This is a genomic window from Methanomassiliicoccales archaeon (assembly GCA_035527755.1).
Classification (GTDB): domain Archaea; phylum Thermoplasmatota; class Thermoplasmata; order Methanomassiliicoccales; family UBA472; genus UBA472.
Window position 1 is genome coordinate 1 of sequence record DATKZX010000008.1, and the last position, 24,618, is coordinate 24,618.

27 protein-coding genes are annotated in these 24,618 nt (G+C 54.3%); 13 read left to right on the plus strand and 14 right to left on the minus strand.

What is annotated here, in order from left to right; genetic code table 11:
* Both VMW85_03175 and VMW85_03180 read left to right on the plus strand, forming a co-directional pair.
* On the plus strand, positions 1 to 2,863 hold a 2,863-nt coding region (locus tag VMW85_03175; protein HUT27036.1), incomplete at its 5' end, for a PKD domain-containing protein.
* Between the two features lie 106 nt (positions 2,864 to 2,969).
* Positions 2,970 to 3,638, plus strand: a complete 669-nt coding sequence (locus VMW85_03180) for a lipoate--protein ligase family protein (GenBank protein ID HUT27037.1) — start codon at positions 2,970 to 2,972, stop codon at positions 3,636 to 3,638.
* On the opposite strand, the gene VMW85_03185 is transcribed toward VMW85_03180, so the two are convergent.
* The 3 genes from VMW85_03185 to prf1 are packed head-to-tail and all read right to left on the minus strand — an operon-like array spanning position 3,639 to position 7,090.
* Entirely contained in the window at positions 3,639 to 4,130 is a 492-nt protein-coding gene (locus VMW85_03185; GenBank protein HUT27038.1) for a GNAT family N-acetyltransferase, read from the minus strand.
* Positions 4,130 to 5,842 carry an arginine--tRNA ligase gene (gene argS / locus VMW85_03190; GenBank protein ID HUT27039.1) on the minus strand — a complete coding sequence of 571 codons (1,713 nt, stop codon included), beginning with the start codon at positions 5,840 to 5,842 and terminating at the stop codon, positions 4,130 to 4,132. Before argS ends, VMW85_03185 begins: the two co-directional genes overlap by 1 nt.
* Entirely contained in the window at positions 5,843 to 7,090 is a 1,248-nt protein-coding gene (gene prf1, locus VMW85_03195) for a peptide chain release factor aRF-1 (GenBank protein HUT27040.1), read from the minus strand.
* Positions 7,091 to 7,153: 63 nt separating this feature from the next.
* Between prf1 and pyrH the strand changes: the two genes are divergently transcribed.
* Both pyrH and VMW85_03205 read left to right on the plus strand, forming a co-directional pair.
* Positions 7,154 to 7,837 carry a UMP kinase gene (gene pyrH, locus VMW85_03200; GenBank protein ID HUT27041.1) on the plus strand — a complete coding sequence of 228 codons (684 nt, stop codon included), beginning with the start codon at positions 7,154 to 7,156 and terminating at the stop codon, positions 7,835 to 7,837.
* Complete coding sequence (locus VMW85_03205; GenBank protein ID HUT27042.1) at positions 7,764 to 8,612, plus strand: zinc ribbon domain-containing protein; 849 nt, start codon at positions 7,764 to 7,766, stop codon at positions 8,610 to 8,612. The genes pyrH and VMW85_03205 overlap by 74 nt, the downstream gene beginning before the upstream one ends.
* Here the strand turns inward: VMW85_03205 and VMW85_03210 are convergent.
* Positions 8,603 to 9,439 carry a D-aminoacyl-tRNA deacylase gene (locus tag VMW85_03210; protein ID HUT27043.1) on the minus strand — a complete coding sequence of 279 codons (837 nt, stop codon included), beginning with the start codon at positions 9,437 to 9,439 and terminating at the stop codon, positions 8,603 to 8,605. The two genes, VMW85_03205 and VMW85_03210, sit on opposite strands and share 10 nt — an antisense overlap.
* A gap of 147 nt (positions 9,440 to 9,586) precedes the next feature.
* Here VMW85_03210 and VMW85_03215 point away from each other — a divergent pair, with 147 nt between their 5' ends.
* Positions 9,587 to 10,858, plus strand: a complete 1,272-nt coding sequence (locus tag VMW85_03215) for a hypothetical protein (GenBank protein HUT27044.1) — start codon at positions 9,587 to 9,589, stop codon at positions 10,856 to 10,858.
* Here the strand turns inward: VMW85_03215 and VMW85_03220 are convergent.
* The 5 genes from VMW85_03220 to VMW85_03240 are packed head-to-tail and all read right to left on the minus strand — an operon-like array spanning position 10,836 to position 14,952.
* Positions 10,836 to 12,356, minus strand: coding sequence for a phenylalanine--tRNA ligase subunit alpha (locus VMW85_03220; protein HUT27045.1), 1,521 nt, complete (start codon positions 12,354 to 12,356; stop codon positions 10,836 to 10,838). The two genes, VMW85_03215 and VMW85_03220, sit on opposite strands and share 23 nt — an antisense overlap.
* Before the next feature lie 29 nt (positions 12,357 to 12,385).
* The gene (gene tsaA, locus VMW85_03225; protein ID HUT27046.1) at positions 12,386 to 12,772 is read right to left on the minus strand and encodes a tRNA (N6-threonylcarbamoyladenosine(37)-N6)-methyltransferase TrmO; all 387 of its coding nucleotides are present in this window, start codon (positions 12,770 to 12,772) and stop codon (positions 12,386 to 12,388) included.
* A 23-nt stretch (positions 12,773 to 12,795) separates the two neighbouring features.
* Positions 12,796 to 13,917 carry a tryptophan--tRNA ligase gene (locus VMW85_03230; GenBank protein ID HUT27047.1) on the minus strand — a complete coding sequence of 374 codons (1,122 nt, stop codon included), beginning with the start codon at positions 13,915 to 13,917 and terminating at the stop codon, positions 12,796 to 12,798.
* A 41-nt stretch (positions 13,918 to 13,958) separates the two neighbouring features.
* Positions 13,959 to 14,642: a DUF1638 domain-containing protein gene (locus VMW85_03235; protein HUT27048.1), complete on the minus strand. Its 684-nt coding sequence runs from the start codon at positions 14,640 to 14,642 to the stop codon at positions 13,959 to 13,961.
* A complete protein-coding gene (locus VMW85_03240; GenBank protein ID HUT27049.1) occupies positions 14,632 to 14,952 on the minus strand; it encodes a hypothetical protein in 321 nt (106 codons plus the stop codon). Before VMW85_03240 ends, VMW85_03235 begins: the two co-directional genes overlap by 11 nt.
* A gap of 155 nt (positions 14,953 to 15,107) precedes the next feature.
* Here VMW85_03240 and VMW85_03245 point away from each other — a divergent pair, with 155 nt between their 5' ends.
* From VMW85_03245 to VMW85_03280, 8 genes are all read left to right on the plus strand, one after another.
* Positions 15,108 to 15,494: a transcriptional repressor gene (locus VMW85_03245; protein ID HUT27050.1), complete on the plus strand. Its 387-nt coding sequence runs from the start codon at positions 15,108 to 15,110 to the stop codon at positions 15,492 to 15,494.
* Positions 15,485 to 16,147: an energy-coupling factor ABC transporter permease gene (locus tag VMW85_03250; protein ID HUT27051.1), complete on the plus strand. Its 663-nt coding sequence runs from the start codon at positions 15,485 to 15,487 to the stop codon at positions 16,145 to 16,147. Before VMW85_03245 ends, VMW85_03250 begins: the two co-directional genes overlap by 10 nt.
* Positions 16,137 to 16,430: an energy-coupling factor ABC transporter substrate-binding protein gene (locus tag VMW85_03255; GenBank protein HUT27052.1), complete on the plus strand. Its 294-nt coding sequence runs from the start codon at positions 16,137 to 16,139 to the stop codon at positions 16,428 to 16,430. The genes VMW85_03250 and VMW85_03255 overlap by 11 nt, the downstream gene beginning before the upstream one ends.
* Position 16,431: 1 nt before the next feature.
* Positions 16,432 to 17,217: a cobalt ECF transporter T component CbiQ gene (gene cbiQ, locus VMW85_03260; GenBank protein ID HUT27053.1), complete on the plus strand. Its 786-nt coding sequence runs from the start codon at positions 16,432 to 16,434 to the stop codon at positions 17,215 to 17,217.
* A 4-nt stretch (positions 17,218 to 17,221) separates the two neighbouring features.
* The gene (locus VMW85_03265) at positions 17,222 to 18,364 is read left to right on the plus strand and encodes an ABC transporter ATP-binding protein (GenBank protein ID HUT27054.1); all 1,143 of its coding nucleotides are present in this window, start codon (positions 17,222 to 17,224) and stop codon (positions 18,362 to 18,364) included.
* Between the two features lie 107 nt (positions 18,365 to 18,471).
* Positions 18,472 to 20,493 carry a hydantoinase/oxoprolinase family protein gene (locus tag VMW85_03270; GenBank protein HUT27055.1) on the plus strand — a complete coding sequence of 674 codons (2,022 nt, stop codon included), beginning with the start codon at positions 18,472 to 18,474 and terminating at the stop codon, positions 20,491 to 20,493.
* Positions 20,477 to 20,824, plus strand: a complete 348-nt coding sequence (locus tag VMW85_03275; protein ID HUT27056.1) for a putative zinc-binding protein — start codon at positions 20,477 to 20,479, stop codon at positions 20,822 to 20,824. Before VMW85_03270 ends, VMW85_03275 begins: the two co-directional genes overlap by 17 nt.
* Positions 20,821 to 21,198 (plus strand): hypothetical protein, encoded by a 378-nt coding sequence (locus VMW85_03280; GenBank protein HUT27057.1) that lies wholly within the window; start codon positions 20,821 to 20,823, stop codon positions 21,196 to 21,198. The genes VMW85_03275 and VMW85_03280 overlap by 4 nt, the downstream gene beginning before the upstream one ends.
* On the opposite strand, the gene VMW85_03285 is transcribed toward VMW85_03280, so the two are convergent.
* From VMW85_03285 to VMW85_03305, 5 genes are all read right to left on the minus strand, one after another.
* Positions 21,199 to 21,510 carry a hypothetical protein gene (locus VMW85_03285; GenBank protein ID HUT27058.1) on the minus strand — a complete coding sequence of 104 codons (312 nt, stop codon included), beginning with the start codon at positions 21,508 to 21,510 and terminating at the stop codon, positions 21,199 to 21,201. It abuts the gene before it with no gap.
* A gap of 2 nt (positions 21,511 to 21,512) precedes the next feature.
* Entirely contained in the window at positions 21,513 to 21,986 is a 474-nt protein-coding gene (locus VMW85_03290) for a hypothetical protein (protein HUT27059.1), read from the minus strand.
* Entirely contained in the window at positions 21,986 to 22,657 is a 672-nt protein-coding gene (locus VMW85_03295) for a GTP-binding protein (protein ID HUT27060.1), read from the minus strand. Before VMW85_03295 ends, VMW85_03290 begins: the two co-directional genes overlap by 1 nt.
* A gap of 100 nt (positions 22,658 to 22,757) precedes the next feature.
* Positions 22,758 to 23,858 carry a uroporphyrinogen decarboxylase family protein gene (locus tag VMW85_03300; GenBank protein ID HUT27061.1) on the minus strand — a complete coding sequence of 367 codons (1,101 nt, stop codon included), beginning with the start codon at positions 23,856 to 23,858 and terminating at the stop codon, positions 22,758 to 22,760.
* A complete protein-coding gene (locus tag VMW85_03305) occupies positions 23,859 to 24,497 on the minus strand; it encodes a cobalamin-dependent protein (protein HUT27062.1) in 639 nt (212 codons plus the stop codon).
* Positions 24,498 to 24,618: the final 121 nt, after the last annotated feature.

Sequence of the window (24,618 nt, forward strand, 5' to 3'; positions counted from 1 at the left end):
CTGGAAGCTAGCGACCGGATTAATGGTCCTGATACTCTTGGCCTCACCCCTATTGGTGATGTTGGCCCCGGGCGTCAGCGCCGCTACCGGGAACAAATTATCGATCAACGTGTTTGATGATGACGGCCCAATAAATGGAGCCACCGCCTCCCTTACGGAAGTGCACAAGCAGGTCACCCCATACTCTGACAGCTCCGACAGCGCCGGTCTGCTCGAGTTCACCCCTGCTCCTGGATACTACAGGCTCAGGATATCCGCCACCGATCATTACGATTACATCTATAGCGAGATCATCCGCTTCGACGGGCTCACCAACGTGAACCTGGGCATAGCGAACATGGACTCCATGGCGACCGCCGATAAAACCGTGCAGTTCAACGTGACCGCCGCGGCGACCGCGGTCGTCGGAGCATCCGTCACCGTGAAGGAGACCAACACAGGGGTCACCCAGGTCGTTGCCTCCGGTAGCACAGATGTCTCTGGTCTGCTGAACGTGACCCTGCACTCCGGTACCTACACTGTCGTGGTCAAGAAAGCCTACTTCGTCACTGAGGTAGTAGCCTTGACCGTTGCAGGTAACATGGTGCAGAACGTGACCCTGGACGCATCAGTGTCCTACAGCGGGACCGTCACCGTGGCCGGTTCTCCAGCCACCAGTGTGATCGCTTATTTGGTGGACAATGACGACCCTCTATCCGCTCCGGACGTGAAGGTCATCACTGCCACCGTCAACTCCAACTACTTCCGCTTTGACGCCTACCCCGGGGACTTTACCCTACTGGTAGACGCCAGCGGAGCCCTGACGAAAATAACCGATGTCACCATCAGCGGCAACAGCATGGTATCGGTCGTCCTCAACGCGCAGAATCTGCAGAGCGTGGAGAACGCCTTCGCCTTCGCCGCCGACGATTGGAACTCAGCGGTAATGACCAAGACCATGAACGTTGACTATGACTACACCATACCCGGTCTGGACTACGCCTATCTACCCTCCGCAAGGATGCAGATCGACCTGGCCCTCGGTGACGGTGACGGCATGGTAAATGCCACTGAACTAGCAGCGTTCGAAGCCGAGATGACCACCTATGGCCCTGTGGATGTTACCACTGAGGGCATGATGACGGTGTCCGCCAAGGTATTCGTATCCGAGGACGCGGTCATCATTGACACAACCGATCTATCCGGCCCGATCAACAGTACCTCCAGCTTCCAAATGAAGATGGTGGCCAATTACGCTGCGACCGGCATAACCAATGCTCTGAGCAGCTACGAGGCCAAGATATTCACCAGCGCGAACACCGCCTCGATGGGATACAGCTACAAGCTGGCCTTCCCCAGCGGCACTGACAAGTACGAGATGGTGAAGAACGTCACCAGCCCGACCAGCATCAGTGTCTCCGGATATACTGAGGTCACCGCTCTGGCGGCCTCTATTTCCGGCTACGCCACTTTGACGGTCCAGAAGTCTGTGGCCCCGACGGCCAATGCCGCCGTGGTCACCGGCGTGGACGCATATAAGGTGATGAACGGGTCCGCACTGCTGCACTACGTCGTGGCCGCGAACGTCAATGTCACCTTCACCGCTACCGGCTCCAATGACCCCAACGGCAACCCGTTGAGCTACACCTGGAACTTCGGCGACGGCAACAGCACCACCGTGACCACCGTCACTGCGGTTCACGTCTACACCAACGCCGAGCAGTATGCCGTCAACCTGACCGTGACCGACAAGTCCGGCCTGAACGCCTACAAGGAGTTCACGGTCAAGGTCGATGGCGTCGCACCCGTGGTCATGACGACCGAGAACGGTACTGCGGTCGGCAACGCTCTGACCGTAGACCAGAACAAGGCCGTTAAGCTCACCAGTGTGGATTCCTACGATCGCTTGAACTCCTCCACCGAGGCCGGTCTTATAGCCAGCTACAAGTGGGCGTTCGGCGACGGCAACAGCACCACCGTATTGATGGGCGAGAACCAGACCGTCAGTCACATCTGGACCCAGTCTGGAACCTACAGCATGTATCTGAACGTGACCGACGTGACCAACCACACCTCCAGCAAGATGGTCACCGTCACCGTGAACGACTCTGTAGCTCCTACCGTCAAGTTCTCCGTGAAGCTGAACGACACCGTGGTCACCAGTGCCAAGGAGAACCAGACCCTGGTCTTCGATTCCTCGGCATCCTCTGACCACAGCGGGATAGCCAGCTATCTGTGGGACTTCGGCGACGGAACCACCAGCAACCTGTCAACCCCGAGTCACTCCTTCAGCAGCATCAAGACCTTCGCGGTCAAGTTGACGCTGATCGACAACGCCGGGAACCAGGCCAACACGACCTTCAACCTGAAGATCGAGTCTTCAGCCCGCCCGGACCTCCGGGTAGGCTCTGTGACCTTCGATCCCACGACCTTCACCGAGGGTGAGGCTGGCTTCATATACATCAACGTAACCAACGTTGGTACCGCCAGGGCCGAGGGATTGTTCGCCGAGCTGTGGAAGATCAACCTGGACGGCAGCAGGACCGGGCTCAGCGATATCGGTGTGCTTCTGGTGAATGACACCGAGGTCACCTATCTCGAGCCAGGCGAAAGCGGTGTCATCCGCATGCAGGTCAGCCTCGGGTCAAAGGGTGACTACACCCTGCAGGTGAACGTCACTGCCAACAACGAGGTCGCCTCCAAGTTGAGCGACAACTCCGCCACTGTCTCCCTGACGGTCAACGAGGCCGGATGGAAGGCGTGGTTGTTGTATGGTGGGATATTCGCCGTGGTCATCGTGGTCATTGTTCTCTTCTTCTTCCGGAAGAAGCTGCCCATGATGCCCGGTAAGAAGCCTACTACCCCGCCGGCCAAGAAGAAATAAGCCGCAAACCCTTTAACCATCTTCTTTCTTTTTTTATTCAATGCTCAGGCTCATTGACTCCGGCACCTGTCATCCACTTTATTCTGTCGCATTGGAGGAAGCTATAATGGAATCGTGTGCCAAGGGGCTCATGCCTCCCACGCTGCACTTTTATGTAAGAGATCGACCGACCGTCTCCCTGGGCTACTTCGAAAGGGTGGCAGAGACAGTGGACATGGACGTGCTTTTACAGGAGGACATCTTTTTGGTCAGACGAATGTCTGGGGGGAGCACCATATTCACCGATCAGGGACAGTTGATATTCTCCCTTACGGTTGATCAGAGTTCGCTTCCTCGCCCGGACCAGGCCTATGCCCTCGCCTGCTCCGTTCTAGTGTCCGCCTTGAAAAGTTTAGGCGTAGAGGCGGAGCACAAACCACCAAATGACGTCCTTATTCAAGGAAGGAAGGTATCGGGCAGTGCCCAGACCCGAAAGCATGGCATGCTCCTGATACACGGCACGATGCTGGTGGATACGGATTTGGGCCTCATGCTCAAGGTCCTTCGTCCCCACGGGGATAAGGGGTCAAAGACCCGCTACGAGGTGACCTGTCTGTCCAAGGAGATGGGACGACCTGTGGGGATGGATGAGGTCAAGCAAGCCCTTATACAGGCCTTTGCAAACGGTATCGATCAAAGGATCGTCCCGATCCCGGTCAACGAGCGTGAGAACGGGCGGGTCAAGGATCTGATCGAAGAAAAATATGGAAAGGAGGAGTTCATCCTCCAGTTCTAACTACTGGAAGTTTTCCAGGTCCAGGAAGGCGAACTTCCTGCCGTCCATGAAAAAGCCCACCTTCTTGTGCAGCATCACGGCGTTCTTGCTGTCAGGCATAATAACGCTCTGAACGGCCTTCGCGCCTTTCTTTTTGGAGTCCAACGCCGCTTTCCGCAGCAGTTTCAGCCCGACCCCCTTGCGCCGGTGGTCCGGGTGTACGCCCACGTTCTCGATCCAAAGCACCTTCTCTATGTTGTTGACGTATTGGATCATCTGTGAGAAGAGGAATCCGATCACTTGCCCCTTCTCCATGGCCACGTAGCTCATGCCGCTTTCCCTGTAGAACTCGAAAGAATCTTTGGCCGAGGCACCCAGTTGTTCCATCAGTTCTGATGGTAGATCATCCCAACTCTTCTGCAAGGAGCTCTCCATGTAATCCCTGATACAGAACAGTTCTAAGGTCCTCACGTGCGACCTGTCCTCTTCCTTGATCTTCCTTATCTCTGCCATTACATCTCCTCCGGAGCAGCTATCCCCATGGTGATCAGGGCATTATGCAAAGCCCAGCGCGTTGCCTCTACCAAGCAGAGCCGGGCATCCTGATGTTCGGACCTCAACACCTGCACCGCCCCGTAGAACTGGTTAAGGGCCGAGGCTAGCTCATGACCATAGGTCGGGAGCATATTGATGCGTCGCTTCTCCCCTGCCTGCATGACCACTTCCGGGAACTGTGCCAGTGTCCATATGAGCTTACGCTCGAATGGGTCCGATAGTACCGAAAGGTCGGCCTGTTTATTATATTCTCCTATCTTCCTTAGAATGCTGCAGCAACGGGCATGGGCGTACTGCACGAAGGGAGCACTGTTGCCCTCAAAGTTCAACGCCTCCTCCCATTTGAATATGAGCTGCTTCTCTGCCTGAACTCGGATTATGTTGAAGCGGACCGCGCTCACACCGATGTCCTTGGCGATCTGCTTCTTCTTATCGTCGTCCAGGTCCGGGCGCCTGCTGCATACTTCATTATAGGCACGCTCCACCGCCTCGTCCAGCAGGTCATCCAGGTAGACCACCAGACCTTTCCTGGTGGACATTCGCCCCTCTGGAAGGGAGACGAAGGAATAGTATATGCATTCCGGTGCTCGCTCCGAGCCAAGTATCTGCAATGCCGAGGCAAGCTGTTTCTGGCCCAGCTTCTGATCCTCACCGAGTATGTTCAGCAACTGATCCGCTCGGTTGAACTTGTCCAAATGGTATGCCAAGTCTCTGGTGGTGTACAGTGTTGTCCCGTCCTTGCGGGTGAAGAAGAAGCGTGTATCGCGTCCATGCACCCCGAAGTCCTCCAGATTGAGGTAGTCGGCACCATCCTCGACCATGGCGTAATCCGAGGCCTTCAACCTCTCCACCACATCCCGGGCGCTACCATCTAGGATGTACTGTGATTCGTAAGTGTAATGGTCCAGAGTGACGTTGACGCTGCTCAGGCTCTCCCGGATGCCGTCAAGCATCTGGTCCACGGTTCGCCGTACGTTCATGATGGTATCTGGATCACCAGCCTCAAAGCGCTGGGTCATCTGTGATATCTCCGTCGCCACCTCGGACGACGATTCCATGAGCTTGTTTGCGACCTGGTAATAGCCCACTAACTTGTAGTCCATCTTCTCCCGGTCAGCCGGTGGCACGTCCTTCTCTGTGAGATGCGCCAAGGCCCATGTCAGCAACACCACCTGCTTCCCCACATCGTTCACGTAGTACTCGGTGGTGACATGATGTCCGCACATGCGGAGGCATCTCGCCAAGGTGTCTCCGATCAGGGGATTGCGCGCCCTGCCGACGTGAATGGGGCCAGTTGGATTCACTGAGGTGTGCTCCAGCAATATCTGTCCAGGACGAGGATCGCTCCGTCCGAAATTCTCTCGATGGTCCAACGCTTCATGGATCACTAAATGGCCAAGCAATGACTCGTTCACCCGGAAGTTCAGGTATCCTCGGTCCTCCCACACCTTGCCGATGTGTTCGTCTGGCGATAATGATGCGCAGAGATCCTTGGCAATGACCTGGGGCGCCTTGCGCAATGACTTGGCGAACTGGAAGCACGGTAGGGCGAGATCGGCCATCTCAGGGTCCGGTCGTTCCAACGTGAAATCCTCGGTGAACCCCAACGATGCCAGTTCTTTAGACAGACGTTCCTTGATACACGATTCGAAATGACCTAGGGCATCCATTTAAGCACCTATGCTAAATCTTAGGAGTCCGACGATGCCACCGAATGCCTTCAAGAGCATATCCCCTTCTTCGGATTCGGGGGAGATCAGTTCCACCTTGGTGCCCATAAGGCCCGCATTGTCGAACATGTCATCGACCAGATCAATATCCTTGACCACATTGCCCACGCCATCGCACTTGGGACAGGGCACGCTGCTACCTTCCGGGCTCTTATCGAAGCTCTTCTCCACAGTACCGCAGGCGGGGCATTCGATGGTGATGCGTCTCTTTCTCAGTCCCTCGGACAATAACAGTGTGTCCACCGCCCCGATCATTATGGCGTTGCGCACATGGTCCTCACCATAGACCGCCAGGCTATCATCGGTCTTGCGGACTTCTTCCAGAAACTTATGGAAGAAACGCTTCTCCCGCATGAGATCAAGGTCGTAAAGCTTGTCCTTGGCCTTGTCTACCAGCTCTTTCAAGCCGTATTCGTCAGTGTAACCGATATCGAACGAATCGATCACTTTTTTAGCGAGCTCATGGTGCAGATACCCTTCCTTGACGAAGAACTCCTTACTGGGGCCAGGTCCTCCGACCAGGATCCCCTCCAGTCCCTCAAGGTTCAGCATGGAGTCGGCCATGATGTCGGCGACCTTCTTGTAATACTCATTGGCCGCGATCTCGATGAGCCTTTCGAAACGCTGGGCCGACTGACCTCCCATCCGATGCTTGCTGGGTACCAAGGAGGGTAGGTTGCGGATGACGGTGATGGTCCTCCCCCTCAGCAAGCCCACAGTGGCTTCGCTACGGTCTATCACCACAAGGCCGTACACCTTCTTTTCCAGAAGCATGTCCTTCAGTGGTTCTAGATGAAAGTCGGAATCACATCGGTAGAGGAAGGTGGTGATCGGTTCTGGCGGTTCAAGCACGTACTGGACCATCTTTGTTTGATCACCCGAGGCGGAGATCTCCCCTACGAAGAAAATAACGCCGTTGGCCGGGGGATGCTTGAAGTATTTCAGTCTAGCCAATATGGATTGGATAGCTCCCTGCACGTTCTTGCGCGTGCTCGCCGACTTAATGTTGGATGACTGAGAGAACTCCTCGCGGAGATAAGCTGCAACGTCAAAGATCTGTTTGCCGGGCGGCACATAGACTGAAATGAGCTCTGTACCCCGTCCTTTCAGGTCCATGATCTCTTCCAGAGCCCTCTTGAAATCGTATTTTTGTCGATCCGAGAGGATCTCGCCCGTTATTCCTTCCATTAACTGAAACCTATCCTTTTTTTAGGTGAAAACGATTCCTGACTTATATCTGTTGGTATACTAATGGACAAGGTAGTGGTCTCCCTCGGCGGCTCCGTGATCGTGCCAGATGATAAGGACGACGTCTTTTTGAAGCGCTTAGCGAAGATGGTGAGCGATCTATGCGATAACTATCAAATTTACCTGGTCTGCGGAGGCGGCAAGGTCGCTCGATACTACATCCGCCTAGGACGCTCCCTTGATCTTTCCGAGGATCAACTGGACGATATGGGTATAATGACCACTCGTTTGAACGCCAAGTTGGTGTCCTTCGCATTGGGAGAGATGGCGGTCATCAAGATCCCCGAGGACATCATCGAAGCCCATAATCTGGAACGCAAAGGAAAGGTCGTGGTCATGGGAGGCACCGTCCCCGGACACACCACAGACGCTGTCTCATCAATGCTGGCTAAGGAGGTGGGAGCGGTACGGATCATTAACGGGACCTCGGTCGACGCCGCATACACCGCCGATCCAAAGAAGGACCCCAATGCTGAACGCCTCTCGTCGATAACCCATCAACATCTGTACGAACTGGTCAATATGGGGCTGCACGGTGCCGGCCCATCCAACGTCTTTGATAAGCTGGGCGCGCAGATCGCCCGGGACAATCACATTGATATCTATATTGTCAATGGACGCGATATGGAAGAGATGCGATCGGCCATCGAGGGAAAGTCCATCAAAGGGACGGTGGTTTCAGATTAGCATCTTTGGAAAGAAGCAGCCGGACAAGAAGAAACAGCAGGCCAAAAAAAAGAAGCAGCCGGTTTCTAAAAAAGAGTTGGTCAAGGCGGCAGATATCTCTCCCAAGAAGGTCCAGTCGAAACCATCTTCAAAGCTTACCCAGGTGCAGCATGACGCCCTATTTACCGGAGGCGCCTTCACCATATTAGGTGGTCTTTTGATCGCATTGTCCGCCATGCTTCCATGGATCGATATGCAGGGCAGCCCCGTGTTCATGCTGGATCTACTGGATATCGATATCCTTTACATCACCGCTCTATGCGTCCCGGTCCTGGGAGCACTGTTAATGGTTTTTTCCATCATCTCCTTGATCTACTTCTACCGGCCATCCAAAGGGAGGAGCAAGGTCCTCTTGATGCAAGTGATGGCGGCCGTCGCCGTATCCTTGTTGATAATCCTTGTGATATTGCTATTGCAGAAGGAATACCAAGGACAGGATGTAAAATACGGTACCGGGGCTTTCCTGAACGTCATCGGGGCTATATTGGTCATGTCAGGATCTGTGATCAGCACGACGGTATCCCAAAAAACGGTAAAGCCAGCATCAGGATTCCAGGGGCTGACCCAACGCAGCATGCGTCCCATCGGTCAAAAGGAGTGGAAACCACCGGAGACATCCGTCAAGCTGCCTCGATGTCCATCCTGCAATGAGGAGATGCAGCCCGGGTGGAAGGCTTGCCCATCGTGCGGTTATGCCCTGATTTCCGAGAACGGGAACGAGTGGGATCAACTTTGAACGTCCTCCAGATTCTCGCTCTCCAGCACTCTGAAGCCCGCTCCCTCGATCAGGTCCTTGATGCGACGAGCCTCCGGTCGAGAGAACGATTTCTTGTGCACATAGGCGATGTCAGTTCCGCTGGCCTTCATTGCCAAGGCGATAGAGGACAAGATGTGTTCGTCACCCCCTGCTTCCAGGACGTGCTTTGCCACCATGTGCCCGAAGTTCAACTTCTTCGTTAGTGTGACCTCGGTGAACCTGGGGGCGTAATGCCCTCCGCCGACCCCGATGACAACAGGGCCATCGATCGCCCGCCAGTTCAAAATAGCTTCCGCCAGAGCCGTGGCGGCGCCCAGATGCCCCCATTTGCTCTCATCGCTGCCTATCTCGACATAGGTAGTAGGGACCTCGAGATATGGTCCGTGGTGGGTGACCTCATAGGATATCTGGAAAGGGAGTTCCTTTCCCCTGATGGCCAGTTCTCGGAGTATTCCGCTGAGGAACGCCGGGGACGACGGCACCAGGGTCCTCTCCCTCCCCCCATGGTCCGCCTTTCCGAAGTTGCCTATGGGGTGCATGGTCAATGTAGGCGTTCCCGAAGCGGCGCGATGCTTTGATAGGAAGACCACCTCGTTCACGGTCACCCCGGTCGCTTCATTCACCAGCCGATCGACATGATCCAGATCAAGGTGCAGGGTATCGCTTGTCACTAGGTACAGATCATTCAGCAGATAGCAGGGCCGTCCTTGGAACCGACCCTCCTCCTTCCAATCAGCGATCTCCAGCAAACGGTCGCGCAGATTAACGCTGGCAACATCGGGCGTTGAGCACACTAGAAGTCGCATGACCGGCCAATTCCCTCGGAGCATATTACCGTTATGGAAGTTAATCCCATCATTTCAGGGTGTTCAGCGTATTTTTATGATTATCAATTATGCTACATGTAACCGCATTGGGTATAAGGCGACCGGTCATTGAACGATTGGATTGAAATGGCGACGCCAATCACGGTCGGGGAAAGGATAGTGCTTCATCTAGCTCAATATTCTAAGAATCAGAACGATTTCGATGTACCGTTCGAGGTGAGTCAAGATGGCATCGGTGAGGCCTTACGGATATCCAGGGCGCACGCCGCCATAGAGCTGAAGAAGCTGAAGGAGGCGGAAACCGTGGCGGAGAGAATATCCCACATCAAGGCCGGAACGGTCAAGCGCAAGGTGTACTTCCTCACCCAATCAGGTGAGGATAGGGCTAGGAACCTCAAGGATTTCGCCACTCGCCAGGGAATAGAGATCATGCCCTTGCTAGATCTCAAGAAATGCAAGGGGGAAGAGCTCTGGACCCAGCTCAATCCTGAACTGAAAGCATTAATGGCTAAATCGGTGGTCTTTCGCAAACCGTTCAAACGCTCGGCCTTACCGGCGGCCAATATAAGCCTGCTGCCCGAGAATAAGGAGGGTATGGTGGACATCCCGGCGTCACTGCGAAGTTCCATACCAGCTTTGTTGGATAAGACATCATTACGGGCGGCGCACAGTTTTGCTGCCGATTATTGGTTATCGGAGGAAGATTTCATAGAGCGATTGCATCACCTTCTGGAGGCGAGCCGGTGCATGGAGGCGCAAATGCTACTGGCAAACAGGGGATGGCAAATGGCCCGCTCTGCTGGACCGGAGCTGCTGGAATCGCTCAAAAGTATGGACGATATCCTACCCAGATACGCTCGTGAGGTACGCCGCATAAGGGGTGAATCGGCCAGAAGGAACCAGGACCTGACCTACGGCCATATGGTGGCTGAGGAAATGTTCCTGACCGGTGATCCAGAGGAGATCCATAACGCCTTGGTGTTAAAAGGCAGATTGCTTTTGGCCGAAGGAAAGGCTCAGGAGGCATTGGAGATCCTGAAGCAGGCCGGAGAACAAACACCGTCACCATTGGTTGATTGCGATATCGCTATCTGCCTGGGGAAACTAGGACAGAATGGTGAGGCCCTACGTCTGCTGGAATCGGTGAATCGGCGAGGAGGGGTCAACGATCCCGACCTGCTGGAGGAGGTATACACCCGCAAGGGCGAGGCACTGGTTTTCCTCGATCGCAAGGAGGAAGCATTGGCCAACTACAGCAAGGCACTAGGTCTTGCAAGGTCCGGCGACAAGCGGAACATCTACAAGGCCATGGCGGCCTGCTATGACGCTTTGGAAATGAGGGAAAAGGCCCGGGAGTACTCTAAAAAGGCCTCCATTAAAAGATCGGGCTCTGTCTGAGGAGGTCCAGGTCGGTCACGTACAGCTCCCGGATGTCCTTGAGGTTCCATTTCAACATAGCTAGTCTTTCGAATCCCAAACCCCATGCCAGTACGGGATGTTTTATCCCCAGGGGACCGGTGACCTCTGGTCTGAAAACGCCCGCACCTCCCAGTTCCATCCAGGAGCCATTGAAGTAAATGTCCACCTCCAATGACGGCTCGGTATATGGAAACGGTCCTGGCCGCACTCTGACCTTGTCGAAGCCCATGCGGTGGTAGAATTCCTTGAGCATGCTGACCAGCATATCGAAGCTGGCACCTTCTTCCATGATGATGCCTTCGATCTGCACGAACTCCGGCAGATGGGTCATATCAATGCTCTCATTACGGAATATGCGAGATATGGAGAAGACCTTCAACGGGGGATCGGGGTTCTTGGAAAGGTAGCGGATCGTGTTGACGGTGGTGTGCGTTCTGAGCAGGGCCCTTTCGGCCTCCTCTCTGGACCAGGCGTAACGCCATCCCATTGATCCAGTATCGCCGCCATTCTCGTGCACCGCCTTGACCTTCCGTACAATCTCCTCGTCCTCCAAAGGAAGTCGGCAGGGGTTCTTCAGGTAGAAGGTGTCCTGCAGGTCGCGGGCCGGATGGTCCTGGGGGGTGAATAGCGCGTCCATGTTCCAGAACGCCGGCTGAACGTACTCGTCATCGATCTCGGTGAATCCCATCTGAATGAATATACGGCGCACCTCATCGGCCACTCTGGTAAGGGGATGCTTCTTGGCTGGATATTGGCTAGGGGCGAACGTCCTGATATCATAGTGGCGGAAATCCACATCCTTCCATTTTCCGGTCTGAAGCAGCTCAGGGGTGAGCTGGGCAACTTCCTCGGTCAGCTGTACTCCCAATGACAATATCTCGGTACCGAGCTTGCTTAGACGCAGAGTGCGGGACACTAACAGCTTCTCCTGTAGTACGCCCTTGCGCGCCTTGAGGAGGTCCAGCGCCTTCGGGTCCACCTCTCCTTCATCGAGATCCCTGACGCCCAACTGCCGAAGCAGTGATTCGTCCAACATCTCTTTGTCCTGAAAGCCCTCCCCTTCTGGGGTAAGGTGCAACATCGGCTCCGGACCCGATTTATCCAATCTGGCGAGCTTTTTCTTCATAAGCCAGCCGATGGCCATGGAAGATTCGACCTTCCCCATGACGGATTCGAGCTCCTTTACTCCCATGCTCCCTTTATTTTGAGAGATGGCGATCAATGCCCTCCTTTCAGGCACGCCCTTCTCCACCAAGGAGCGGTCCTTCAGGCAATAGGTCTTGCGGGCGCTCTCCTCGATCTCCAGGGCGCCCTTTGATTGCAACCAGGAGGCGGCGTTCATGACCTCCACCAGCTGCTGGAACCCTCCCTCCTCGAAGACCTTGTCCGGTGGTGCCCTGCCATTAAGTCTCTGCAGGGTCACCAGCACGTTCTTCTCGGAATAGCTGAGACCTTCCAACACATCGGTGGCCTTCATGTTCTGGGGGATTTTGTCCTCGATATAAGTCATTTATGTACTCGGTGCACGAACTGTCGCTTCACGGTTTTCCGGCATTCAGCAGGGTCCCAGGAAAATCCCTTGCTCATCACTCCTTTAATGTCCAGGATGGGGCTGTCCAGGAAAGCGTCCAGTCCTTCGACCTTAAGGCGATCCCCCTTACGCTCCAGCAATCGTACCCGCGTGAGGCCTATATGGTTAGGGCGGCGCGGACTGCGGGTACCGAAGACCCCGGTCAGAGGAATTTCCGCATCCCCGCGAGGATGCACGTGCAGATCGAACCCCTGGCTATGGTCGAAGACGAAGAGCACGTCCAGTTTCTTCAACAGTTCTATGCGGTACAGCCCTTCGACATACTCCGGTAGGACCTCTATCACTGAGATATCGTCCTCCACTGAAACGACCTTCCCTATCGGCGTCAACAGGTAGGGGGGAGCATGAACTCGTGGAGACGCTCCTTGGCCTCCTCCCTCTTCCTCTGATGTTCCTCCAGGAACTCGTTTATCCGCTGGGTCAGCAGTTGCTTGCACTCTCCGCAAAGTATCTCTCCCTTCCGGCATCTTTCCGACAGATCGTCCAAAGCTCTGTCGTCCTTTTCAAAGAGGAAGTACTGGTACTTGAAGACCGAACAGACCTCCGGTCGGCCGCCAAGCTTGCGTTGCTCATCCACTGAGGTTTGTCCCCCAGTGAAGGCGTTGCCTATCTTCTTCTTCACCTCCTTGGGCTTGTCCGTGGTGAATATGGTGGTCAGTGGCTGTGAGGAGGACATCTTGTCGTTACCGGTCAGACCGGGGAACATCTTATTGTGAATGAGGGCCGGCTTATGATATCCCAGCAGCGGAGCCACGTCCCTGGCCACTCTGAAATGAGCATCTTGGTCTATGCCACAAGGAATGAGGCAAGGGGTGTTCTTTCCGTACAGGGCATCCTCGATGAAGCAGGGCGCCGCCTGCATGCTGGTGTAGAATATGCTGCCGATGTTGTTACTGTTGTCGAAACCGAACACCGCCTTGGCAGTGGAGAATGTGACACGTTTCGCCACCTTCAAAGCCAACGGGTATAGCAACTTGATCTGCTCGGTGTCAATGACTATCTTGGTCTTTTCCGGGTCGAAACCAAGGGCGATGAAGTCCAAGGCGTTATCATAGGCCGCCCGGCGCGTATCTTCCAAACTCAGATTCTCATTAAAGAGGTACTTCTCATCGTCGGTCATCTGGAAGTACAAATTGACATGGAAGAGGTCCTGCAGATACTTGGTGAACATCCAGGGCATGAGGTGGCCAAGGTGAGTGCCCCCGGAAGGACCGCGGCCGGTGTAAAGGAAGAACTTCTGCCCCTTGTCGTATAGGTCCAGCAACCATCCCAGGTCCCTTTGTGAATAGACCACGCCGCGGCGCAGCATGGGGTGCAGTTCGCCGTAACCAGACAAACGGTCCAGCATTTCGCGGTCGATCTTCTTGGTCCCGAAACGGGTGATGAGCTGATCGTAGTCGATCTCCCCCGTGACCTCCCAGGGTGTGACCTTGAAATCGTCGTTCATCTTCGTTCAGCCCGCTGGAACGGCATACTGGTTCAAAAGGATTATTGAAGCTTAACCGCTGGACCATTACCTCTAGCCAGATGCAGTGCCCTGGCCAGGAACCTTTCCAGGTTGGCTGTTCCGCAGGGCCGGTTCTCGTGCCTCAGCCCCAGGTCCTCGGCGAACTGGCGGGATAATGCTTCGTAATGCTCCGCATCGCCCACATCCGTATCGACGTATACACACCTCTCGTAGTTCTCGAAGAGCATGTCTAGAAAGTACTTCGGCTCGTATCCCTGGTCTATGAGCATATCTAGATGTAGCTCCTTGATCGCTCCCTCCACCCCTCTCAAGGCCCACCCAGGCGTATTGAACCAGGTGCCTCCGCACAAACGCTTCTGGTGCTCGTACTCCACTGGCCCCAGGATGGCGGCGATACAATCATCTCCCTCCAACATGACCGTTGGCACCTTCAAAAGACCAGTTATTCCGGACAGTGATTGACAGACAGCATATCCCAAGAACACGGCGTCGACCTGACCTTGCAGAGCGTTGACCTTTTCCTGGACCTTGACCCTCAGATCATCGGCGTTTATGTGCAGGGCGAACTCTAGGTATTCTCTGTGGACCACCTCGTCCCAACCCTCTGTCAGCTTCTCAAGTTCAGGTTTAAGGATCTCGCAGGCAATGATGGCCAAACGCCCCTTCTTGGCTGGAATGCTCTCGGTCATGGTATCATCCGTCATTCACATGTATGGGAAGGGCGAACAGGCGCCGGAGATATGCCAATGCGGTCCCCCAATCGTCGCAATCGATGATGGAATCGGATATGGGATTATCATCGTCCAACGTCCACATGTGCTCCGGAGCTGGAGAGTCGAATCGAATTAGCATGATGCGATAGCCCCCCTTCCTCTTCGAATCGTTCTTGGGACTAGACACTACAGAAGCCCCATAGTTATTTGGAAATCGATAGATGTTATGGAACCGATCGCCCTCCATGCACCCGCAGGGACAATTTGCGTTAAGATCGATCACGTATTCATCGAACTCCAAGAAGCTCCCTCGTTCGTTACTTAAGCCTTTCCCACATGTTCCGACCAAAGGGCGCATCGGGACGGGCTTGACCAAATAACGCGCATCAAGCTGATATCTTTTCCGTGATAAAGCGAATCATTTAATAATCCGATTTAGTAGTAATGATTACTATTATGAACTCATATCCGACCAGATGGACAAGGCAGATGAAGGTCACCGTGGACATTGTTTATGATAGCGAGGGACCGCTCATGGCGGACCAGATCTATGAACTGGCCCGAGAGAAACTTCCCCGCATCAGCCTGGGCACGGTATATCGAAACCTCAACCGATTGGTGGCCATAGGATTGATATCCGAGACCAATGTCGGATCGATGCAATGCTTCTTTGCCCATCCCTATTCCAACACCCATCTGGAATGTCGGATCTGTGGCCGTTTACAAAGTGTGCCGTACGACCTATCCTTGACCCAAATTGCCAAGGATACCGGGCTGACATTGGACGGATATGAACTGCGTCTCAAGGGCGTATGCCAGGAGTGTGCCGATAAATGCACATAATGGAAGGGTACCTGGACCCATGGTGGTGTCTTTTTTGGACCATGCTATCCGCTCCTTTCCTGGTTTATGGTTTCTATACGATCCGCCGTCTCATCAGGGAGGACCCAGCGCAGAAAACGTTGTTAGCTTTGTCCGGGGCCTTCATATTCGTGCTTTCATCCTTCAAGCTACCGTCGGTCACTGGCTCCTCCTCTCATCCTACCGGAACTGGGTTTTCCACCATGTTCTTCGGCGTTGGTGTGACCTCGGTCATGTCCTTCATCGTACTGATCTTCCAGGCTTTGCTTCTGGCGCACGGGGGGATCACCACCATGGGGGCGAACGTGTTCTCCATGGGCGTGGCCGGCCCGTTCGTGGCTTACATGGCCTTCAAAACAATGAGCAAGGCTGGAATTCGCACTCCTATCACTGTTTTCATCACCGTGTTCTTGGCCGGTATCATGACCTACGTGACCACCGCCGTACAGCTGGCTTTGGCCTACGGCACATTCTCCGAGTCATTGGTCAGTTTTCTTTCGGTCTTCGCCGTAACCCAGATCCCCCTAGGGATCGTTGAGGGCATACTATTCACAATCTTCGTGGATTATCTGCAGAGAGCGAGACCTGACCTGACGGACAGGGTGTTCCCCAGGAGGGTGACCGATGAATCATAGGCACTATTACATTCTGGGTTTTACCGTCATGGCCGTGATCCTGGTGTCGGCGGTGCTTCTCAATCCCAATTCGGATTTCTCGGGCACTGACGATAGTGGTGGGGATATCATCTCCGATACGGATCCGGACTATCAGCCCTGGTTCAACAGTCTATGGGAACCCTCTGGGGAGCTGGCGACGCTTCTATTCACTTTGCAGGCAGCCATCGGCGCCCTTGTGATCGGTTATTTCCTGGGGAGCAACAAGGCCCGTAAAGGAATAGGCCGTTCACAGGAGAAGTGAAATGTTCGAACTGGACGAGCTTGCTTATCGTTCTTCCGCCTTGAAATGGTCGCCGACCGGTAAGTTCCTATTTGTTCTGACGTTGCTCATCTCCTCATTGCTGGCCAAGTCCATGCTCGTTCCGATGATGGTCTTGGTGGTGGGGGTGCTGTTGCTTGGATACTCCATGCGCTTCCGGTTCCCAAAGATCATCGGTATCATAATTCTGGAAACTTTGGGGATGATCGTTCTAGGCGGAGTGGTCATCGCTGCGGTGACCCCCGGGCTAACCATCTGGAGCGTCGACCTGGGTCTATTCGTTCTTTCCTTCTCGGATACCGGGGTCAGTACCGCATCCCTAGTGACGCTGCGGGCCTTGGCCGGCATAAGCGTCATGCTCTTTTTCGCTACATCCACTCCCATCCCGCACTTCGCAGATATGCTGGTGCGTTTCAGGGTACCGAAGGAGTTCACCGAACTGATGGTACTGGTCTATCGCTACTCCTTTATGCTGTTAGATGAGGCGGGTAGGATGCACCTCGCGGCCCAATGCCGACTGGGCTTTCTCGGACGTCTGAACAGCGTGAAGACATATGCCAAGATGATGACCGGTATGTTCATTCGGTCCATCGAAACCGCCGAGAGGTCCAATCAGGGCATGCAGTGCCGCAACTATCAGGGCAGCATAGGGATGCTTAGGGAGCCGAAAGGTATGAGCTACGCCTGGGTCGCCATCTGTGTGATGAGCTTCCTCCTCCTACTGCAATTGAACGATGTCTGTGTCCGATCTGGCATTCTTATGGGGTGAAAGATTGGACGGCCCACTTCTGGAATGTCAGAACATATGCTTCGAATATCCCGGGCGGGGGATGGCCCTTCGGGACATCAGCCTGACGATCGAAGAGGGAAGGAAGACGGCCATACTGGGACCCAACGGTGCCGGTAAATCCACATTGTTCCTGCACTTCAATGGGGTTTTCAAACCCAAGAGCGGTCAAATGTTGTACCAGGGATCACCGCTGGTATATCGTAACAAGGAACTGAGCCAGCTACGCAAGGAGGTGGCGGTGATACTGCAGAATCCGGACGATCAGATATTTTCCGCCACCGTCGAGGAGGATGTGGCCTTTGGTCCATTGAACCTGGGACTCCCTCGGGATGAGGTCGAGGCCAGAGTGGACGAGGCCCTGTCATTGGTAGACCTAACGCACAATAGGGAACGACCCTCCCAGCAATTGTCCTTTGGCCAGAGGAAGCGACTAGCTCTGGCAGGCGCTTTGGCCATGAGGCCCAAGGTCCTCATCATGGACGAGCCCACCGCCGGTCTGGACCCCCACATGGTCCAGGAGGTATTGGAATTGACCGAGGAGTTGCATATGAAAGGGATAACGCTCATCATGTCGACCCATGAGATGGAGGTGGCCTATTCCTGGGCGGACGATTTCAAAGTGGTCCACCAAGGTCGTCTCCTTTACTCCGGACCAGCGGAGGAGCTTTTCGCCAACCGAACCTTGCTGGAGCTTTTAGGCTTTCAGGCCCCGTCGGTCTACCGAATGAACGAGGAGATGCACCGTTCCGGCCTGATGGAACGGGAACCGGTGCCCAGGGATATGACGGAAATGAGGCTGAAGATGTGCCGCATGAACCGGAGACAGGTAGGTGATCTACATATTCGTGAAGTGGACCAGGAACACGTGCCGGCGGTACGGGATGTTCACGAAATGCTATCCAATGGCAAGGCCGTGGGGTACTACGGTTCCAAGGCAAAGCACCTACTGGCCATGACCCTGCCCACCGACGTTCGGCTCCCCGGGCTCACCGCATGTTTGGATAAGATGATCGACGGCAGGGAAGCGGTCCTTTTCGCGGAAAAAGATCTGATTCCGGCGATTATGCATCATATTAATAATTTAGCCCACCGGTATCATGTCAAAATCACTGTTGTACAGGAATAATTGAACATGTGCCAGTGTCCTATCTAAGATGAAGATATTAACGATTGTATTATAAACGCTCGAGGAATTTCGAATGTATATCGTTTAAATTGTCTGAAGGGATGAAAATGGACCTAGGACTGGGAATTGATACCGGAGGCACGTACACTGACACAGCATTGGTCGACCTGGTCGATGGCAGAGTGATAGCCAAGGCCAAGGCATTGACCACCAGGAACGATCTGAGCATCGGCATTTCCGGCTCGATAAAGAACCTAGGCCCAATACCGGTCAAAGACATCCGACTGGTCTCTTTATCCTCCACATTGGCAACGAATTCTGTAGTGGAGGGCAAGGGTTGCCGGGTGGCTCTGATAATCGCCGGAGAGGAGTATAAACAAAGCATCCCTATAGAGCACGTCGTCCAGGTTCAGGGAGGGCACACCATTCGTGGGAAGGCCAACTGCGATATCGACCTGGTCGCAGCCATGGATTTTGTGAAGGGCATAGCAAACCAGGTGGACGCCATCGCGATCTCCACCTTTTTCAGCGTACGAAATCCTGAGCACGAGATCGCTTTAAAGGACATGATATCCAGCAACTGGGGCATCCCGGTGGTCTGCGGTCATGAGCTTTCCACTCAGCTGGGCTTCCATGAGAGGACTCTGACAGCGGTCCTGAACGCCAAGTTGATACCGATAATGACCGACCTCATCCAATCGGTCATTAAGGTGCTGAAAGAGAACTCCATATCAGCCCCTTTGATGATCGTCAAAGGCGATGGATCGCTAATGAGTGAAAAACTGGGAAAGGAGCGCCCGGTGGAGACCATATTATCCGGTCCGGCAGCCAGCCTGATCGGGGCGAAGAATCTGACCGGTGAGGAAGAGGCGGTGGTGGTCGACATAGGAGGGACGACCACCGACATTGGCGTGCTGCGCGGGGGGAAACCCCGTTTGGATCCCGAAGGGGCAATAATAGGAGGGTGGCGCACCCGTGTCAAGGCCGCGGACATATCCACGTCCGGTATCGGTGGAGACAGCCGGGTGGTCGTGGTCAACGGCCACATATTACTGGGGGCGCTTAGGGTCATGCCGCTATGCATAGCATCCGTTCAATACCCTCGAATACTCGAGAGCCTGAAGAAGGTCAAGGGGCTCAAGCCAACCCCCCAGGCCACTCACATCGCCCTGGAGAACATACTGCAGGCCGATGAGTTCTTCATATTCTCCCGCTCGGTCAAGGGATACGATCTCTCCCAGAACGAGGAGTTCCTGGTGGAGAGCATCAAGGATGAGCCGAAGACCTTGATGGAGTTATCCGAAGCCACTGGTGTGCATCCCTACAGTTTTAATGTTCGCAAGCTTGAGGAACTGGGCATCATCACTCGCATTGGCTTTACCCCCACAGACGCCCTGCACGCCTCCGGGGAGTATGTCGAATACGATGCGGAAGCGTCGACCCTGGCCGCTGATTATCGGGCCGAACTATGTGGCGTGGACATCAAGGAGTTCTGCGCAACGGTAAAAGAGGCGGTCATCCAAAAGATAACCAAGGAGATAATCTTCCGCCTGGTCTACGAGGACTGCGGTAAGATGGCCCATTGCGATGTCTGCAACGTACTATTTGATAAGATGACCACCCAGCGTCCAGGCATCGATTTCTCTGCTGACATCAGAGTGCACAAGAAGATAATAGGCATCGGGGCGCCCATCGCCGCCTATCTCCCGTCCGTGGCGCAGAGATTGCACACCGAACTGCTCATGCCTGTGAACTCGGACGTGGGGAACGCCGTCGGGGCCATCACCAGCAGTATAATGGAGTCGGTAGAGGTGCTGATCAAGCCCAAGCCTGGGCTGGGAGTGATGGAGGACCCACCCTGCACCATGCACTCCATGGATGAGATGAGGGAGTTCGAGACGATCAGCGAGGCCACCAACTATGCCAGGTCCTGGGGGGAGAGCAAGGTACGACAGAGGTCCGTAATGGCCGGGGCCGACGAGATCGAGGTCATAGTGGAGAACGAACGGATAATGGGTCAGATCGGAAAATCATGGGGTGAAGGCTTGCTTTTGGAGATCCACATGAAAGTAACGGCAGTGGGCAAACCCCGCATGTACTTCGAGGTGGAGCATGAGCGAACAGATTGATGTGGCCATATGCAGCGGGTACAGTCCTGGTGCTAGGGTGCTGAGGGCGGCGGTGAGGGAGCTGACCAGGGAAGAAAATATTAGGGTGGTGACAGTCGCTCCCGCCCTGGCTGAATTGCCGAAAGCTATGGAAGAGATGCGATCGCTTCAATTCCGTAAGGTACTGTTGGTGGACGGTTGCGAGGGAGGGTGCGGTCTTCTGGTGTTAAATCGATTTGAAGTGCTGCCCTCTTCCATTATCATGATCGACAAGCATTTCAACGTCACTCGCAAAGGCATCGATGAAACGAAAGAACGCATCCGCCAGACGCTGAAGGAGATGCGAGGATGAGAAAAGGAGTGGTCGTATGCGGAGCCAACGGGGAAAGAGGGTACCTGCTGGAGAAAGTGACCGAGGCGTTCGCCAAAGACAACATGAGCAAGGTCATTCAGTTCTCGGTCTGCACTGTCGGACTTAGTCCAATAATGTTGGAGATGGGCGGGGTGGACATGTCTTCACTGGTGACGGTCAACGGCTGCCGCAACCGTTGCTGCGACCGGATGATGGAAAAGAACGGGTTGGGGATCGGAAGTTCCATTACGATCGACGATCACGTGGCACGGGGGTTATCTCCATGCCAGTTCACAACGTCCTTTGATTTCCCGGAGCCATCGGAAGAGGAAGTGAAGGCCGTGGTCAAGGCCATGGAAGAAGCGATCCGCTGATCACCGGCTCTTCTTCCAACCCTGTTCCTGGTAGTAGCTGCTGACAACCGATGAGATATGATCCGAGATCTCTCGTTCCCTCATCTTTCCATTAACATGCGGCGTTTCCCGTATGTAGAACTCATGATCGCACTTGCCACAACGCACCTTGGGACAGGAGTTCATTACCTCTGGGCAGCCGCGGCAGGCGAAGGTACGTGCGTAGGTTATGGAGAATTCAAATCCACAGTTAGGGCATTTGAACTTGCGAATGGAATCCACGCTGTTCCGGGAGATGCCCTTCGCTTTCATAGATTGATAGTAGGTTTCCATGGTCAACCTCCGTGGTGCTCCACGCTCTTTTCCGTCTCATAATAGTCCTTGATCACATGGAAGGTAATCTCTCGAGACTTGGACAGACCATCCAGGACGCCCATGGTCAGCTCGCGGACCTCGGGGTCCCAAATTCCATGCACTATGACATGCACGATCACATCCGCGTTCTCGACGATATCGCTCTTCAGTTGTCTGGTGATGTTCACCTGCATCTTCTGGTGTATCAGGGAGAATCCTACGTTGGAACCCTCATCCACCATCATGAACGCTTTAACATGCCCGATCAGGTCCGCTCCGTGATGAAGGCAGGCATCGGTCACCTGGATGAGCAACTCCTCCACAAAGGAGATGGCCTTGTTCGCCGGCGCACCTTTCCCGAAATTCATTTGCATGTGAAGGGAGAACTTACCCAGCTCATCCACGGCACGATGCATTTCCAAATGCAGGTCGTCATCTTCATCAAGTTCGGTCATCAGGCGCCCCCTCCATAATTCTTCTTCAGCAATTCCTTCTCACACGATTCATCATAACGGGGGGAGGTCCTGGTCTCTATCAAAGTGGCCACTTCCTTGACACCCTGGTTGTTGCGACCGGATCCGAACATGATCTCAGCGTTGGGGTTGATGGCTTTGGCTAACTGCACCGATAGGTCGATCTTTTCCTTGGTGGCACTGTCCACTTTATTGATGAAGATCACGTCGGCCTCACGGATCTGGGTCTCGACCAGGCGGCGCACCGCATGCATGAGCTCCTCGATCCTCAGCGAGTCGACCAGGGTGATGACCGGGGCGTGGACGATGACGTCGTCCATCTCCTCCTCGGAGTACTCGGCCGCCCGTTTAAGCCCCCAGGGTATGGCCACTCCCGACGGCTCGACGATGACGATGTCCGGTTTGAACGTGTTGTAGAGGATCGCGATGGTGTTGGCGAAGTTACCAGCTATCTGACAGCATATGCATCCGCCGGAGATCTCCTTGGCCTTCAGTCCGTACATCTCGATGAACTTAGCATCGACGTTTATCTCTCCCACGTCATTGACAATGATGGCGATTTTATGGCCACGGTCCACCAGGATCTTGGCCAATTCAATGAGGAACGTGGTCTTTCCACTTCCAAGAAAACCTGCAACCTGAGCGATCTTCATGAGTTCACCAGTATCTCCGGAAATCAGATTCCAACTATGAATATGTTGTTAAAATATTTGGAAAAGAAAAAGGAAAAAATTTAGATGATGGCCGAAGCCATCAGTTGCTGGTTACCTGACCATACTGTTTGACGGTGTCCACGACCTCCTTGATGTTCTCAAGGCGGGTGGTGACAGACGGCGGTACCTCGCATCCGGAGGCGACGCAGTACCTGGATTTCAGGCCACGGGCGCACAGGGCGGTCTTGACCTCCTGCACCAGGTTCATGGTGGTCTTCTGCATCTTCTCTTGGCTCCACCTGACGAAACCTTGGGGGTCGATCTGACCGGCCACTAGGCAGTTGTCAGCGTAACCCTTCTCGATGGTCTCCTTCGGTGACGGAGAACCGGGTATCAGCGGGTAGTATGCCATGGAATAGATGGCCGGCTTCATCTTATTGATCTGAGTGTCCAGATGGGGCAGGTCTGCGCAATTGTGGACGCAGAAGGCCATTCCCTCCTTGGCGGTCATCTCATTGAGCGAGCCCGCGTACTTTTGCTGGCCCTCGAACTCATCATATTCCTTGTCACCCAGGCAAGAGTAGCTGCCCCAGAGATAATCCCACACCAGTCCAGCTGGTTTGGCCTTTGCCATTCCCTGGATCATCAGCTTGTCGTACTCGGTGATGGTGGCCAGGGCCTTGTGGACAGCGCTCGGGTTGTTGTACATGTCCATGAAGACCTTCTCCGCGCTCGCCGCCTGGGTCAGGACCAGTAATGGTCCTTCCAAGAAACCTGCGGTTATGGTCTCGTTCTTCAACGCGTCGACGAAGAGCTTGGTGCCTTCGATCAGAACGCTGGACCTTCCCTTGGTGACGTCGGGGACAACAAGTTTCTCGTAGTCCTCGGGTCCCTTGATCACCGGGTCGTCCACGAACGGTGTGTTCTGCTCGTCCATCCTCACGCCCGATCCAAGGTCTCCGGCCATCACCGACAGGTCCATCAGACCTATGGTGAAATCGAAGTCGAAGTACTTCTGCCCGGTGATGAATCCCTGAGCGAACTTCTTGGGGTCCGAGCACCAGTCCCTGTATAGCATCTTTCCGTCCCCGACCGTCCTGCGGCAGACACCGCAGGCGATGGGATACACAGGCAGCCTGTCCACCGGTTGGTTGGTCAGCGCCGCCACGCACCGTTCCTGATGATTCATTGTGTCAGCCATTTACATCGCCCCTTTGACCTTCTTTACAGCTTCCTGAGCATTGATGGCATGCATGTCTGCACCGATATCGTCGGCGAACGGTTGGGAAGTGGGTGCGCCACCAATGATGATCTTTACGTTCATGCGGTCCCCGCTCTCGATCAATCCGTCGACGACCGACTTCATGCCGTCCATGGTCGGGGTCATCAAGGTGCTCATAGCCAGTATGCTAGCTCCATCCTTCTTTACCGAGTTGACGAAGTTCTCGATCGGCACATCCCTGCCGTAATCATGCATGTCTAGCCCGGCCGCGGTCAACATGGTCTTCACGATGTTCTTACCGATGTCGTGCACGTCACCCTCGACGACCCCAATGACTCCAACCACCCTTTTGGCGGTTCCATCCTTTGGAATATGGGGTAGCAAAATGTCCAATCCGCCGTACAATGACGCCGCAGCCAGTAGTACTTGGGGTAGGAAGAATTCGTGCTTGGCGTACTTGTCACCAACTATGGTCATCCCCTTGACCAATCCATTATCTATGGCGTCCAAGGCCTTAACTCCGCTGTCCAATGCCTCCTTGGCGAATTTTATCGAATCAGCCTTGTTACCAGTGATAACCGCGTTCTCCAATGCTGCCAGAATTTCCTGTCCTTGCATTTGTTACACACCTCTCCAATACCATTCAGTTTTGGTAAAAATCAAAACGTCGTTGGTGTTATAAACTATTGTTATGGATGGATTATCCATCCAGGTATATTAACACGTAATACAAATTAGC

What these genes read in the sequence shown, in the direction of transcription:
- pyrH (HUT27041.1), top strand. Translation starts at nt 7,154, where the DNA reads ATGGACAAGGTAGTGGTCTCCCTCGGCGGCTCCGTGATCGTGCCAGAT.
- VMW85_03300 (HUT27061.1), bottom strand. Translation starts at nt 23,858, where the DNA reads ATGGCTGACACAATGAATCATCAGGAACGGTGCGTGGCGGCGCTGACC.
- VMW85_03305 (HUT27062.1), bottom strand. Translation starts at nt 24,497, where the DNA reads ATGCAAGGACAGGAAATTCTGGCAGCATTGGAGAACGCGGTTATCACT.
- VMW85_03215 (HUT27044.1), top strand. Translation starts at nt 9,587, where the DNA reads ATGGCGACGCCAATCACGGTCGGGGAAAGGATAGTGCTTCATCTAGCT.
- VMW85_03280 (HUT27057.1), top strand. Translation starts at nt 20,821, where the DNA reads ATGAGAAAAGGAGTGGTCGTATGCGGAGCCAACGGGGAAAGAGGGTAC.
- VMW85_03180 (HUT27037.1), top strand. Translation starts at nt 2,970, where the DNA reads ATGGAATCGTGTGCCAAGGGGCTCATGCCTCCCACGCTGCACTTTTAT.
- argS (HUT27039.1), bottom strand. Translation starts at nt 5,842, where the DNA reads ATGGATGCCCTAGGTCATTTCGAATCGTGTATCAAGGAACGTCTGTCT.
- VMW85_03220 (HUT27045.1), bottom strand. Translation starts at nt 12,356, where the DNA reads ATGAAGGCCACCGATGTGTTGGAAGGTCTCAGCTATTCCGAGAAGAAC.
- VMW85_03230 (HUT27047.1), bottom strand. Translation starts at nt 13,917, where the DNA reads ATGAACGACGATTTCAAGGTCACACCCTGGGAGGTCACGGGGGAGATC.
- VMW85_03295 (HUT27060.1), bottom strand. Translation starts at nt 22,657, where the DNA reads ATGAAGATCGCTCAGGTTGCAGGTTTTCTTGGAAGTGGAAAGACCACG.
- prf1 (HUT27040.1), bottom strand. Translation starts at nt 7,090, where the DNA reads ATGGAAGGAATAACGGGCGAGATCCTCTCGGATCGACAAAAATACGAT.
- VMW85_03210 (HUT27043.1), bottom strand. Translation starts at nt 9,439, where the DNA reads ATGCGACTTCTAGTGTGCTCAACGCCCGATGTTGCCAGCGTTAATCTG.
- VMW85_03245 (HUT27050.1), top strand. Translation starts at nt 15,108, where the DNA reads ATGAACTCATATCCGACCAGATGGACAAGGCAGATGAAGGTCACCGTG.
- VMW85_03205 (HUT27042.1), top strand. Translation starts at nt 7,764, where the DNA reads ATGGACGCGATATGGAAGAGATGCGATCGGCCATCGAGGGAAAGTCCA.
- VMW85_03285 (HUT27058.1), bottom strand. Translation starts at nt 21,510, where the DNA reads ATGGAAACCTACTATCAATCTATGAAAGCGAAGGGCATCTCCCGGAAC.
- VMW85_03275 (HUT27056.1), top strand. Translation starts at nt 20,477, where the DNA reads ATGAGCGAACAGATTGATGTGGCCATATGCAGCGGGTACAGTCCTGGT.
- VMW85_03185 (HUT27038.1), bottom strand. Translation starts at nt 4,130, where the DNA reads ATGGCAGAGATAAGGAAGATCAAGGAAGAGGACAGGTCGCACGTGAGG.
- VMW85_03250 (HUT27051.1), top strand. Translation starts at nt 15,485, where the DNA reads ATGCACATAATGGAAGGGTACCTGGACCCATGGTGGTGTCTTTTTTGG.
- VMW85_03290 (HUT27059.1), bottom strand. Translation starts at nt 21,986, where the DNA reads ATGACCGAACTTGATGAAGATGACGACCTGCATTTGGAAATGCATCGT.
- VMW85_03270 (HUT27055.1), top strand. Translation starts at nt 18,472, where the DNA reads ATGGACCTAGGACTGGGAATTGATACCGGAGGCACGTACACTGACACA.
- VMW85_03235 (HUT27048.1), bottom strand. Translation starts at nt 14,642, where the DNA reads ATGACGGATGATACCATGACCGAGAGCATTCCAGCCAAGAAGGGGCGT.
- cbiQ (HUT27053.1), top strand. Translation starts at nt 16,432, where the DNA reads ATGTTCGAACTGGACGAGCTTGCTTATCGTTCTTCCGCCTTGAAATGG.
- VMW85_03255 (HUT27052.1), top strand. Translation starts at nt 16,137, where the DNA reads ATGAATCATAGGCACTATTACATTCTGGGTTTTACCGTCATGGCCGTG.